Genomic DNA, 13333 nt, shown 5'->3' with positions numbered 1-13333 from the left:
AACCGCGCTTGCGGCGAAGCCCGCCTTTCTCCTGAGCCTCGCCCTGAAGGCGCGGCAACGGAAAAGGGGCTGCGCCGCAGACTATCCTCTCCGCATCCCAGCGTGAAAGGAGAATGCGGAAAAGCCCGGGGGCCCTTCCGCATTTCCGGAATCAGTGAACGAAGCGCGCGATCACGTCGCGGTAGGATCGGCTGACCTTAACCTGCGCGCCCGAATCGAGCACCAGGAAGCATTCGCCATTGGTATGCGGCTTGACCTGGCGGACCTGGTTGAGGTTGACGATCGTCGAGCGGTGGACGCGCTGGAACACGCGCGGGTCAAGGCGGCGTTCCAGGTCCTTCATCGTTTCGCGCAGGATCAGCGAATTGTCGGCGGTGCGGATGCACATGTAGTCGCCGGCGGCTTCGATATGCTCGATCGAATCGACATCGATGCGGAAGATCTGGCCGCGATCCTTGATGTTGATGAGCTTTTCGTAGCGGTCCGCGTTGGGGTCGCTTTCCTCGGGGATGTGCTCGATCGCGTCGGGGGCCACTTCGGCCAGCACCGTCTTGAGCTTCTCCGCCTCGTCCGACGAACGCTTCTCGGCCAGCCGCTGGCGCACGCGGGCCAGCGTATCGTCGAGCTTGGTCTCGTCCACCGGCTTCATCAGGTAGTTGACGGCATTGGCCTCGAAGGCGCGGACGGCATGTTCCTGATAGGCGGTGACGAAGACGAAGAGCGGCGGCTCGATCTCCATCACGCCCTTGACTACCGAGAAGCCGTCGAAACCGGGCATCTGGATGTCGAGGAAGACGAGATCGGGCTTTTCGGTCTTGATCTTGCGGATGGCCTCGCGGCCGTTCGAGCAGGTATCGATGATCTCGACATCCGGATACTTCTCCAGACGAAGCTGAAGGCCCTGGATGGCGAGTTTCTCGTCGTCGACGAGGATCGTGCGAATGGTCATCAGTTATTGTCTCCGGCCCGGCTAACGCACGTGGGCCAAATATGTTTCATCGCGCGGCGAAAACAGGCTGCCGCGGCTGCTCGTGCATGTCTTCCGGGGTGGGTTGGCGTTCGGCGGGAAGTTCGATGAGTACGGCGAATCCGCCTTCGATCGGCTCGATCGTCTCGAATCGATGATGCTCGCCATAAGCCTGGGAAAGACGGTCGCGGATATTTGCCAGGCCAACGCCAGTGGAGACCGGCTCCCCTCCATCGTAAGTCATGCCCGACAACCTGTTGTCCGTCGTCGGACTTTGCAAGCCCGGCCCGGTGTCCGAGACGGTGATGCGAAGCATCGGCCCGACGAGTTGCGTGACGATCGTGATCTCAGCCCCGGATTCCTGCGGTGTCACGGCATATTTGATCGAGTTTTCGACCAGAGGCTGAAGCAGCAGCGAGGGCAGGAGACAGGTCTCTGTTTCCGGGTCGATGTTGAAGGTGGTGCGCAGCCTCTCCTCGAATCGCATCAGTTCGATATCGAGGTAGAGCTTCAGCGTTTCCACCTCGAGCGCCACCGTGACCTGGGCGGACGGCTTGTTGATCAGGGTGTAGCGCAGGAAAGAGGACAGCCGGCTGAGCATGGCATTGGCCGGCTCGGTCTGTTTCAGCAGGACCAGCGTGGAAATCGAGTTCAGCGTGTTGAACAGGAAATGGGGATTCAACTGGTAGCGCAGCATGGCGAGCTGCGCCTGCGTCGCCTGATTCTCCAGCCGGATCATCTGGTCGTTCTGCTCCTCCACCTGGAGGTAGAAATTGATGGCGTAGTAAAGCGCCGACCAGGCGCCGAGCAGCGTGGCGTCCAGATAGAAGACGCCGATGAACAGCTGCGCGAAGCTGGAATCGCTGTCCGTGCGGTAAAGCGAGATCACCCAGGCATCGATGAAGGCGTGGAGGCCCACCGCGAACGGCAGGATCATCGCTGTCAGGCCCCAGGTCACCAGGGCGCGTCGGGTGATCAGCGCGCGATAGACGACGGACAGCACCAGCGAGATCGAAAAGCCGGTAACGGTCGCGATCAGCACCAGCACCAGATAGGACAGGGGCTGGGCATTGGCGATCGTGGACATGGCGCGAAGCAGCATCGCGCCGCCCCAGCCTACGAACTGCAGGCGCCAGAAGGCCTTGTCCTTGTTGGCGAAGAAAGGAATGGGCTGGATCGGCAGGACGCTCATTCTCGCTTCCTAGCCGAAATCATGCCCATGCGGAAACAGCCGATAATTCCGCAAGTCGACTTGTCAGCCCTTCTTGTCGCCCTTGGGTTCGGCGCGCGCCTCGGAGACCGCCTCGGACAGCTGGTCGAAACCGACCGCGCCGGAGATCAGCCGCTCGCCGGCCACCCAGCTTGGCGTACCGCTGAAGCCAAGGCGTCCGGCAATGTCCATGTTGCGCGAAAGCTCCTGCGCCACGGCGGGCCCGGCGGCGACCTTGCGGGCGCGCTCGATGTCGAGGCCGGCCTTCTGCGCCGCGGCATCGATGCTCTGGGCGTCGACCTGGCCCATGGCGAACATGGCATCGTGGAACTGCGGGAACTTGCCCTGTTCGGCCGCGGCCAGCGCCATCTTCGCGGCGGCGGGGCTTTCGGGGCCGATGATCGGCAGTTCGCGCACGACGATGCGCAGATCGGGGTTCTTCGTCAGAAGCTGGGCCACGTCGGGCAGGCTGCGGCGGCAATAACCGCAGGCATAGTCGCTGAATTCGATCAGCGTGACCTTGCCGTTCGGATTGCCGAGCACGGCGCCGGGGAACGGCGTCTCCACATTCTGGCGCACACCGGCCAGTTGCTGGCTGGCCTGCTTGCGCTGCAGGTTGTCCATGGCCTGGGGCAGGATTTCGGGGTGTTCGAGGATATAGTCGTGAACGACCTTCTCAACCGCCACCCGGCCGCCGAACCAGCCACCGACGCCGATCAGCGCGATGCAACCGGCGATCGCTGCGAACTTCGTGCCATTACCCATCGTCGTCGAGAATCCTGTCAATTGAGCACTGCCCTTAGCGGGCTATGAGAACCGCGGCCAGAGCCGAAGGTCCGACCCGGACTGCGACCTGGGACGGGGCATTCATCGCCGTTTCTTGCGCTGCAGTTCGGCGCGGGCCTGCATCTCGATATCCTGCGCCCGCAGCCAGTCCGGCGTGCCGGTGGGCAGCCCCGCTTCGGCGGCCTGCGCGCTCATCAGCGCGGCTTCCATCTGGCCGGTCAGCGATTGCTGCTCGGCGCTGGCCAGCCGGGCGCGCGGCATATCGCCATTGGCGGCGTAGATCGTGCCGAGCTGATACCAGGCGAAAGGATTTTCCCGATCCCGCGCGACGGCGTTTTTCAACACCGTCTGCGCCTCGGCGAAATGGGCGGAATCCTCGGTGGCGATCAGGGCATGGCCGAAGAGCGTGGCGATCAGCGGCTGGTAGCCGGTCAGTTCCGTGGCCTTGCGCAGCGGCACCAGCGCTTCGGCCGCCTGCCCCGCCTCCAGCAGGATCTGCCCTTTCAGCTCAAGGAAATAGGGATCGTTCGCATCGACCGCCAGCAGCGCATCGGTTTCGGCGCGCGCACGGTCGAGCTGCGACTGGCGGTGGAAGGCATAAGCGCGGGCGTAGTGGGCCGGCACCGAATTGTCCGTCTCGGGATAGACGCGGAACACGTCGCGCGGCTCGGCCAGGTAGCCGAACAGCTTGGCCTTCATCCGCATGAACCGCTGCTGGAGCTTGGCATCGTCCGGCTTGGCCCAGGCCGGGTCCTTCTCGTAGACGTCCTGCAAGGTCTGGATACGGTCACCGGTGAGCGGGTGGGTGGAGTAGAACTCGTCCCCTTCCTGCGGCCGGTATCCATAGCGGAATTCGAGATTCTGCAGCTTCTTGAAGAATTCCACGGACCCGCGCCCGCTGATCCCGGCGGCGGAGAGATATTGCGCGCCGGCAGCATCCGCGGAGGCTTCCTGCGAGCGACTATAGGCCAGGTACTTGCCCATGGCGGCCTGCTGGCCGGCCATGATGACGCCCATTGCCGCCTCGCCGGCCCCCGCTGCCGCGGCGGCCGCGCCGAGCAGGAGCGAGAGGATGGAGATGTTAGACGCCGGCTGCGCGCCCTGGTTGAGCACGGCATGGCCGCCGGTGACATGGCCCAGCTCGTGCGCGATCACGCCCTGCACTTCGGCGGCGGTATCGGCCTGGTTGATCAGCCCGCTGTTGACGTAGACCGCCTGCCCGCCCGCCACGAAAGCGTTCACCGAGGAATCGTTGACCAGCACGATGTCGACATGGTTGGGATCGAGCCCCGCCGCCGTGATCAGCGGGCGCGACATGTCCTTGAGCAGGGCCTCGGTCTCTGCATCGCGCAGGATCGACTGCGCGCTGGCCGGGGCAGCGGACCAGCCGAGCAGCGCCAGAAAGCTCAGGAGAAGTGCGGCAAATCGCGCAAAGGGCATGCTCTACTCTGGGGCCTTTCGGCCTGAACCGGTGCTGAAGACGCTTGTCCGTCCGGATCGGGCAACTGCCGAATCAAGCCCTCAGCCTAGCGGCGGCAAGCCTGCTGGCAAGAGCGCTCTGCGCTGCGAATCATCCCAGCAGGTGCCGGGCAGCGCGGCCGAGCAGGGCCTCGTCATCGGCCACTTCGCCCAGCAGGACCAGCTCGCCCGCCTCGTTGCGCCGGGCCACCAGCACGGTGAACTCGCCCGAGCGGCCAAGGTCTTCCATCGGTAGGGGCTGAAGGGCGCGAAGCCCGCGCGCCACGCGGTCGCGGCGCGATTCGGCGGGGGCCGCATCGCGGTCATCCTCGCGGCGGAGGCGGCGTTCGTCGCGGACCAGGGCCTTGATGCCGCCGTCCGCCCCGGCGATGTGCGGGGCCAGCGCGCCCTGTTTAAGGCCCAGGCGGCGGCCATGGGCGATCACGGTGGCGAATTCGGTCAGGCGCGTCTTGTCGTAGTCGGCACCGAAGACGAGCTTGACGAGCGGCATCAGCGGCGCCCGCTCCTGCACTTTCAGCCCGGCATCCTGCACGAGTTCGGCATAGTCCTCCGGCGCCTGCTCTGCGGCCAGCGCAAAGTCGTAGGCGCGGCCGAGCGCCGCATAGAGCGCCTGGCGCGAGCGATCCTCCGCGCGGTGCGCCGCCTGTGCCAGTTCGCGCGCCGAAGCCAGCCAGTCGGCCAGCTCCATGTCGGCCGTAAGTTCCAGAATGTCCGAAGCCGCGAGGTCGGGGCCGAGGGGGGCGTCCTCCGGGAGTCCGGTATTCAGGCCGGTAATCAGCCCGGCTTCGACGAGGTCCAGCGCGTGGGGCGCGGCGCTGCCGAAGCCCACGGGCGGAAGCGCGAAGGCACCGTCCGCCGGGCCGTCCGCCCATTCCGTCAGCGGGGCCGCCGCGCGGGGCAGCGGCAGGCGATCGATGGGATCGGCCGGACCAGCCGCCGGCTCCATGCCGGTTGGCGAACCGGCCTGCTCCTTCCAGTTGATGACGCCGTAGATGCAGTCGATCGCCAGATGGTGGCGCGAGAACGGCAGCAGGATGCCGCGATAGAGGATCGTGGCGCCGCGCTGGTTCACGAACTCGGCCTCGAATCCGACGGGAGCCTGATTGGCGAGGATCTGCATGTAGTGATCTGTGATGCGGGACAGCAGCGAGCGACTGGGTACGTCGTCCAGCCGCTGGATGGCGCCGTCCGTGCCGCATTCCTGCGCCAGTTCCGCCCCCAGCCAGGCGATCTCGGGATTCTCCAGCCCTTGCGAGAAATCGAGCAGGACGCCGTGCGGGCCGAAATCGGGCAGGGCTGCGGGATCGAGGTCGGCGACATCGGGGAAGGCGCGGTCTCCCAGCAGACTCGCCCAGAAATTGTAGGCACGCACCTGCATGCGCCGCTCATCCTGGGCAAAAACCGGGCTGGGGGTGATGGCAGGCGCGAGGGCAGGCGCTTCGGCATAGTTGCCCGCTTCGGCATAGTTGCCCCAGGTGCCGATTGCCGGCTCGTCCCCATCGGCAAACCCGCCGCGCAACCTGTCCATCGCTAATCCCCGTTGATCCTTCCGCCTCCTTGTGAGGGGCCATGGTGAAATAAAGTTTAAGCCGCCGAAAAGGAGGCGTTCCGTTATTTCGGACGCAGCACGCCTTCGCCCAGGCGCGGCAGCGGTGCGAGGAAGCGCAGGATCACGAAAGAGGCGATCAGGAAGACGGATGCCGCGTGGAGCGCGAAAGCCAGGCTCTTCCAGTCCGCGAACATGCCCCAGGTCCAGGCGCCCAGCGCCATGCCGCCGAACGTGACGGCCTGATAGATCGACAGGCACCGCCCCAGGATCTCGTCCGGGGAGCGAAGCTGGACCGCGGTGTTGAGCGTGGTGAGGATCAGCACCCAGGCGCTCCCGGCCACGAAGGCCGCGGTCAGCGCCCAGGTCAGCTCATGCGCAGCGGCAAGGGCCCAGAACGAGAAGATGAACATTCCCGAACCCAGCGCGAGGATGCCTTCCAGCCCCATGGCGTGGCGAATCCTGCCGATGAACGGCGCCGTGGCGATCGAGCCGATGCCGAACAGCCCCAGCATGACGCCGAAGTCGATCTCCGACCCGTGCATCGAATCGTTCACCACGGCGGGAAGCAGACCCTGGTAGGCGGCCAGGCTGAAGCCCAGCGCGAAACCGCGGATCAGCAGGCGTCGCAAGGGGCCGTTGCCGAAGCAGTAGCGGATGCCCACGCCCACGGCGGGCAGGATCGGCCGGCGGTCGATCTGCCGCGCCTCGGGCCGCCACCAGAGCAGCACGCCGATCAGGCCGACGTAACTGACGGCGTTGATGGCAAAGGCGAAGGACACGTTCCACAGCGAGATCAGCAAGCCGCCCACGGCAGGGCCGATCGAGCGGGCGATGTTGAACGAGATCGAGTTCAGCGCGATGGCCTGGGGAAGCTGGTCCCGCGCGACCTGCTGGCGAACGGAGGCCTGCCACGCCGGCGAGTTGAGCGCCGTGCCGGTGCCGACGCTCAGCGTGAACGCCAGCAGGAGGAAAGGCGTCATCCAGCCGAGCCAGGACAGCACCGCGAGCGCGGCCGAGACCGTCAGCATGCCGATCTGCGCGGCCAGCATCACCAGGCGGCGGTCGTAGTTGTCGGCAATGGCGCCCGCGAAGACGCCGAAGAGCATGATCGGCACCGTGGCCGAAGCCTGCACCAGCGCCACGAGCTGGTGCGAAGTGGTCAGCTCCGTCATCAGCCAGGCAGCGCCGACGCCCTGGAGCGTGGAGCCGATGTTCGAGAAGAGGTTGGCGATCCAGATCGCCCGGAACACGGGATAGCGGAATGGCGAGAACGTGCCGTGCACCGGCTTGGGCACGAGCCCGGCAGTGGCCGTATCCACCACCTCCTCGACGATGTCCTCTTCCCTGGTCATGAAGTATGCCTGTTCACGAATCGGGGTTAGGCCGCGGCGCGATGGGCGGCAAGGCTCGCTCTGCCGTTCAGAGCAGGTATCGCATCTTGATCGCCATGCGGGTATTCTGGTCCCCCACGTCGAAAGCCGCCTTGTCGAAACGGGGCGGGCCCATCCGCACCGGCGCATCGCGCGAAAAGCCGAAGCCCTCGCGCGGGATCATCAGCGCGGTATCCAGCTTGCCGTTGCCGTTCTCGTCATGGACGAGCGAGATCGCATAGCGGCCTTCGGGCACCGAGCCGAAATCGAGCCGCACTTCGCCCTGCGCCGGGATCGTCAGCTTGCGGGCCTTGGGGTCCTTGTCGCAATTGGGGAAGGTCTGCGGGTCGGCGGTCAGGCAGGCCAGGATCTGCCCCTTGGCGGAGCGCAGCCCGGTGACGGCAGCGGACACGTCCGACTGCGGCCCCGTGGCCCCCAGCACGATCGGCGCCGCCGCCAGCAGGGTCAGGGCGCCGAAACGCCCCGATCGGTGCCGCACAGATGATCCCAGAAACGAAAATAGAGGCCGTAGTTGCATCGATAAAGCTCATGATGGCGGTGATGGTGGCTGGCCGTGATCAACCAGTGGCCGAGACGCGAATGGACGAGGCGCTGCGGAAACATTTCCCAGCCCATGTGATTGGCGATTCCCATCACCGTCATGATGGTCAGGACCAGCCCGAGCATCCCGACATGGATCGGCACCAGGAACACCAGCGCCGGGACGACCACCGCGCCGGTCAGCGCCTCCAGCGGATGGAAGCTCATCGCCGCCCAGGCCGTGGGCGGGCGGCTGGCGTGGTGCACGGCGTGCATCCGGCGGAACACGCGGGGCCGGTGCATCCAGCGGTGGGTCCAGTAGAACCAGGTGTCGTGCAGGAACAGGTAGATGAACAGCGATACCGGCATCCACCACAAGGGCAGGGCCAGGGGATCGGCATAGATGCGGGTCCAGCCATGGGCCTGCCAGCCCCAGGCCACCACGCCCGCAGGAATGCCGTAGATCGCGCAGGAGGCCAGCGACCAGCCGATCTCGCCCCGGATCTGGCCCTCCATCCCGGCATAGAGGCCGGGCCTGGCGCGCGCGGTGATCCAGGCGAAGAGGCCCGAGGTGCCGAGATAGCGCAAGCCGACGATCGCCGTCATCGTGACGGCGGAAACGCAGAGCGCCCACAGGCCGGGACCGGAAATCGCTGACATGTCGGGGCTTATGCGCGGTGGGCGATATTGAAGCCAGTCGAATTTGCGGCGCCGATGCTCTCACCGCCAAAGGCGCGTCGTCCCGGACCTGGTTCAGGATGAGGCGGCAAGTGGGGCAGGTCCAGCCAGTGCGGCCCCTGCGCTCAATCCGGGGAAACCCGGATCGGCGGCAGCACGTCGAGCCCGGCCGCACCGGCTTCGTCGACCAAACCCTCGGGATCGGGATGAATCAGGATCTCGGTATCCGGAAATTCGTCGCAGAGCCGGTGTTCCAGCTCGTCCATCACCCGGTGCGCCTCGCGAACGGTCATGTTCGGATCGACCCAGACGTGGAACTGCACGAAGTCCCGGTTGCCCGACGTGCGCGTGCGCAAGTCATGGACGCCGGTAATATCGGGATGGCGGGCCAGCACCTGGAGAAAGCGGTCCTTCTTCTCCTCGGGCCACTCGTGATCCATCAGCTGGTCGAGCACATCCTGCGAGGCCTTCCAGGCGCCCCAGCCCAGCCACGCGGCGATGCCCAGGCCGAACAGCGGGTCCGCGCCCTTCAGCCCGGCATATTGGTCCAGCACCAGCGCGGCGATCACCGCCACGTTGAGCAGGAGGTCGGACTGGTAGTGGACGCTGTCGGTCTGGATGGCGATGCTGCCGGTGCGGCGGATGACGTGGCGCTGCCAGGCGACCAGCGCCAGGGTCAGCGCGATCGCCACGGCCGAGACGGCGATGCCGCTTTCCGCGCTCTCGACCCGGCTCCTGGCCAGGAATTCCTCCACCGCGCGGCTGGCGATGGCGAGCGCGGAGATCGAGATCAGCACGATCTGGAACATCGCCGCGATCGCCTCGGCCTTGCCGTGGCCGAAGCGGTGCTTGTCGTCCGCCGGCTGTGCACCGATCCACACGCCCAGCAGCGTGGCCACGCTGGCGACGAGGTCCAGCGTGGTATCGGCCAGGCTGCCGAGCATCGCCGTGGAGCCGGTGGACCAGGCCGCCCAGCCCTTCAGGCCGAGCAGCAGCACGGCCACGCCAATGCTGGCGAAAGCGGCGCTGCGGGTGAGTTTGGCTTGTTCGTGCAAGGGCGGGCTCAAGGATAGAGGAGCGTGCTGACCCAGCCGCCTGCCGCATCGGCGCCGCGCACGAAGCGGCGGCGCTCATGGAGGCGATAGGGCCGGTCCTGCCAGAACTCGATGGCGGCGGGCACCACGCGATAGCCGGTCCAATGGGCCGGCCGCTCGATCTCGCCTTCGCCAAAGCGGCTGCGGACATCCTCGTAGCGGGCCAGGAACGTCTCGCGGCTGTCGAGCGGGGCGGACTGGTCGGAAGCGACGGCGCCCAGCTGCGAATCGCGGGCGCGCGAATGGAAATAGGCATCGGCTTCCGCGGCGGTCACCGGCACCAGTTCGCCTTCGATGCGAATCTGGCGGCGCAGGCTCTTCCAGTGGAACAGCAGCGCGACATGGGGATTGGCGGCGATTTCCTGGCCCTTGCGGCTATGGCCATTGGTATAGAACACGAAGCCGTCCGGCCCGTAGCCCTTGAGCAGGACCATGCGAACGGAAGGCAGTCCGTCCGGCGTGGCGGTGGCCAGGGCCATGGCGTTCGAATCGTTGGGCTCGCTCTCGCGCGCGGCTTCGTACCAGTCCTTGAACAGGGCGAAAGGATCGCCGTGGGGGATGACTTCGCGGGCCTGTTCAGCTTCCATGTTCGCTTCCTGGGATCGTGCCTGTGGTCAAACGCAGCCGCGCCGGGCCGGACCTCGCTGATTTCACGGCGATTCCCGGCGGCAGGGCGGGGCGTGAAGGTTCCAATAGACTCGTGACCGGAACTAGGAAAGCACCGCTTGCCGTAACGCGCGTCCGCACCTAGCTAGGAAACCATGGCAGCAGACCCTTATTCCACCCTTGGCGTATCGCGCACGGCCAGCGAGAAGGACATCAAGTCCGCCTATCGCAAGCTGGCGAAGGAACTTCATCCCGATACCAACAAGGACAATCCCAAGGCCGCGGAGCGCTTTTCCGAAGTGACCGGCGCCTACGACCTGCTGTCCGACAAGGACAAGCGGGCCCGGTTCGACCGGGGCGAGATCGATGCCGAAGGCAATCCCATGGGCTTCGGCGGGTTCGGCGGCGGCGGAGCCGGCGGCTTCGGGGGTGCCGGATTCGGCGGCGGGCCCGGCGGGCAGCGCGGCTTTTCGGGCGGATTCGGCGGTAACGACGGCATCGACCTGGAAGACCTGTTCGGCGGCATCTTCGGCGGTTCCGGCCAGCGCGGCCCCGGCGGATTCGGTGCCGGAATGGGCGGAGCCGGCGGTGCACGCGGCCGCGCGGCGCCGCGCGGCGGCAATGTGAACTATCGCCTTTCCGTCCCTCTGACCGATGCGGCCGAACTCAAGCCGCAGCGCATCACCCTGTCCGACGGCAAGACGATCGACCTCAAGCTGCCCGTCGGCATGGAGGACGGCACCCAGATGCGCCTGGCCGGCAAGGGGGAGCAAGGCCCCGGCGGCGCGGGCGATGCCATCGTCACGCTGCAGATCCAGCCCCATGCCTTCTTCCGCCAGGACGGCGACGACTTGCGCGTGGACCTGCCGATCACCCTCGACGAGGCGCTGAACGGCGGCAAGGTGAAAGCGCCCACCGCGGCCGGCGCGGTCATGTTGTCGGTTCCGGCCGGGGCGAGTTCGGGCAAGGTCCTGCGCCTTAAGGGCCGCGGCATGTCCCGCAAGGACGGCGCCCGCGGCGACCTGCTGATCAGCCTCCAGATCGTCTTGCCAGAGAGCGACGCCGATCTCGCCAAGCGGCTGGAAGGCTGGAAGGATACACGCGACGTGCGCGCAAAGCTCGGGATCTGAGGGTGCGGGCGGGGATGTCTTTGCGGATCGCCCCACCTAACCCCTTCCGAAATTTGAATATCCTCTTTTCAGCGCCTATCTCGGCGTGGTGAACATCGACCATTCGATAGACGTGCAGGCCCCGGGAACGCCGGCTTCGGCAGCGATAACGCCCGAAGCCCGGCGACGCGCGGCCATGCGCTGGCAGGAAATGCAGGACCGGATTCCCCGTCCCGATCCTTCCAGCCGCGCCTATATCGTGGTCAAGCGCGTGTTTACCGGGACCTGGGAAGACGGCTTCATCCACGCCGGCAACTTCGCCTACATGACGATCGTGGCGCTGTTCCCCTTCTTCATCGCCCTGGCGGCCATCTATTCGGCGCTGGGCGAACAGGGGCAGCTGGAAAGCGCGATCGACGCGGTGCTCAACGCCCTTCCCCCGCGCGTGGACGAAGCGCTGGCCCCGGTGGCCCGCGATGCCGTTGCCGCGCGGCACGGCTGGCTGCTCTGGATCGGCGGCGTGCTGGGCCTGTGGACGGCGACCAGCCTGATCGAGACCATCCGCGATATTCTTCACCGCGCCTACGGCATGAACAAGGGCCTGAAGTTCTGGCGAAACCGCCTGGCGTCGAGCGGGCTGATCTTCGGCTCGGTCCTGCTGCTGCTGCTCTCGCTGTCTTCGCAGGTGCTCATTTCAGTGATCGAGGAAGTGCTGCTGACGGTTTTCCCCGGCCTCAAGGCTTTCAACTACCAGATCGGCATTTCCCGCGGCATCACCGCCGCCACCCTGTTCGCCTCGCTCTACGCCCTGTTTTTCCTGCTCACGCCCTCGCGCTATCAGTCTCGCCGCTATCGGAAATGGCCCGGTCCTCTGTTCGTCGCGGCATGGTGGCTGGGGGCCGCATGGCTGCTGCCGAAAGTGTTGCGCAATTTCATCGCTTACGATTTGACGTACGGAAGTCTCGCCGGAGTGATGATCGCGCTTTTCTTTTTCTGGCTTGTCGGACTAGGGATGGTCGCGGGCGCGGAACTCAATGCCGCCCTTACCGTCAGTCCCGAGGAGCAGGAAATGCTTGCCGGGGGGCCAGGCGGAAATAGCAGCGCCGCTGCACAGAACAACGAAGTACAGGAAGAACACGAATGACCGGTCTGATGCAGGGTAAACGCGGCCTGATCATGGGCCTTGCCAACGACAAGTCCCTGGCCTGGGGCATCGCGAAGAGACTGCACGAACAGGGTGCCGAGCTGGCCTTCTCCTATCAGGGCGAAGCGCTGGCCAAGCGCGTGAAGCCGCTGGCCGAGAGCCTGGGCAGCGATTTCCTCATCGATTGCGACGTTTCGGACATGGCAGCCCTCGACACCGCCTTCGAAACGCTGGCGGAACGCTGGCCGACGATCGACTTCGTCGTCCACGCCATCGGCTTCTCGGACAAGAACGAGCTGCGCGGCAAGTATGTCGACACCAGCCTCGAAAACTTCCTGATGACGATGAACATCTCGGCCTACAGCCTGGTCTCGGTGACCAAGCGTGCGATGCAGATGATGCCCGAAGGCGGCTCGATCCTGACGCTGACCTATTACGGCGCCGAAAAGGTCGTGCCGCACTACAACGTCATGGGCGTGGCTAAGGCGGCACTGGAAGCCTCGGTGAAGTACCTCGCCAACGACCTTGGCCCGCAGAACATCCGCGTCAACGCGATCTCGGCCGGCCCGATCAAGACGCTGGCCGCCAGCGGCATCGGCGACTTCCGCTATATCCTCAAGTGGAACGAGCTGAACTCGCCGCTGCGCCGCAACGTCACGATCGAGGACGTGGGCGGCTCGGGCCTCTACTTCCTTTCCGACCTCTCCTCGGGCGTGACCGGCGAGACGCATCATGTGGACGCGGGCTACCACGTCGTCGGCATGAAGCAGGAAGACGCACCGGACATCGCCCTGAGCTGAT

The 13333-nt window shown here is 65.9% G+C and carries 13 protein-coding genes; 3 read left to right on the top strand and 10 right to left on the bottom strand.

The annotated features are described in order from the left end of the window. Positions 1 to 151: 151 nt before the first annotated feature. The 10 genes from AC1VV3_RS09960 to pdxH form a co-directional block, all read right to left on the bottom strand. Positions 152 to 949: a LytR/AlgR family response regulator transcription factor gene (locus tag AC1VV3_RS09960; protein WP_132269936.1), complete on the bottom strand. Its 798-nt coding sequence runs from the start codon at positions 947 to 949 to the stop codon at positions 152 to 154. Positions 950 to 995: 46 nt separating this feature from the next. After that, entirely contained in the window at positions 996 to 2159 is a 1164-nt protein-coding gene (locus AC1VV3_RS09955; RefSeq protein ID WP_132269935.1) for a sensor histidine kinase, read from the bottom strand. Positions 2160 to 2222: 63 nt separating this feature from the next. Further along, positions 2223 to 2942 (bottom strand): DsbA family protein, encoded by a 720-nt coding sequence (locus AC1VV3_RS09950; RefSeq protein WP_482961668.1) that lies wholly within the window; start codon positions 2940 to 2942, stop codon positions 2223 to 2225. Positions 2943 to 3044: 102 nt separating this feature from the next. Further along, complete coding sequence (locus AC1VV3_RS09945) at positions 3045 to 4403, bottom strand: M48 family metalloprotease (protein ID WP_482961667.1); 1359 nt, start codon at positions 4401 to 4403, stop codon at positions 3045 to 3047. 130 nt (positions 4404 to 4533) lie between these two features. Further along, positions 4534 to 5970, bottom strand: a complete 1437-nt coding sequence (locus tag AC1VV3_RS09940) for a PAS domain-containing protein (protein WP_482961666.1) — start codon at positions 5968 to 5970, stop codon at positions 4534 to 4536. Positions 5971 to 6053: 83 nt separating this feature from the next. After that, entirely contained in the window at positions 6054 to 7343 is a 1290-nt protein-coding gene (locus AC1VV3_RS09935; protein WP_482961665.1) for an MFS transporter, read from the bottom strand. A gap of 67 nt (positions 7344 to 7410) precedes the next feature. Then, positions 7411 to 7860: a DUF2141 domain-containing protein gene (locus AC1VV3_RS09930; RefSeq protein WP_243654466.1), complete on the bottom strand. Its 450-nt coding sequence runs from the start codon at positions 7858 to 7860 to the stop codon at positions 7411 to 7413. Beyond that, positions 7827 to 8561, bottom strand: a complete 735-nt coding sequence (locus AC1VV3_RS09925) for a sterol desaturase family protein (RefSeq protein WP_482961664.1) — start codon at positions 8559 to 8561, stop codon at positions 7827 to 7829. Before AC1VV3_RS09925 ends, AC1VV3_RS09930 begins: the two co-directional genes overlap by 34 nt. 143 nt (positions 8562 to 8704) lie before the next feature. Next, a complete protein-coding gene (locus AC1VV3_RS09920; RefSeq protein WP_482961663.1) occupies positions 8705 to 9634 on the bottom strand; it encodes a cation diffusion facilitator family transporter in 930 nt (309 codons plus the stop codon). 8 nt (positions 9635 to 9642) lie between these two features. Continuing rightward, positions 9643 to 10260: a pyridoxamine 5'-phosphate oxidase gene (pdxH, locus tag AC1VV3_RS09915; protein ID WP_442047030.1), complete on the bottom strand. Its 618-nt coding sequence runs from the start codon at positions 10258 to 10260 to the stop codon at positions 9643 to 9645. 174 nt (positions 10261 to 10434) lie between these two features. On the opposite strand from pdxH, the gene AC1VV3_RS09910 reads away from it, so the two are divergent. From AC1VV3_RS09910 to fabI, 3 genes are all read left to right on the top strand, one after another. After that, positions 10435 to 11409, top strand: coding sequence for a DnaJ C-terminal domain-containing protein (locus tag AC1VV3_RS09910; RefSeq protein ID WP_132269921.1), 975 nt, complete (start codon positions 10435 to 10437; stop codon positions 11407 to 11409). An 88-nt stretch (positions 11410 to 11497) separates the two neighbouring features. Continuing rightward, positions 11498 to 12532: a YihY/virulence factor BrkB family protein gene (locus tag AC1VV3_RS09905; RefSeq protein ID WP_482961662.1), complete on the top strand. Its 1035-nt coding sequence runs from the start codon at positions 11498 to 11500 to the stop codon at positions 12530 to 12532. After that, positions 12529 to 13332 (top strand): enoyl-ACP reductase FabI, encoded by an 804-nt coding sequence (gene fabI, locus AC1VV3_RS09900; protein ID WP_134094853.1) that lies wholly within the window; start codon positions 12529 to 12531, stop codon positions 13330 to 13332. Before AC1VV3_RS09905 ends, fabI begins: the two co-directional genes overlap by 4 nt. Position 13333 lies beyond the last annotated feature (1 nt).

It is taken from the genome of Novosphingobium sp. BL-S-34, assembly GCF_056857015.1.
The sequence above is the reverse complement of the archived record's forward strand: the minus strand, read 5'-3'. Positions and strand labels throughout refer to the sequence as shown.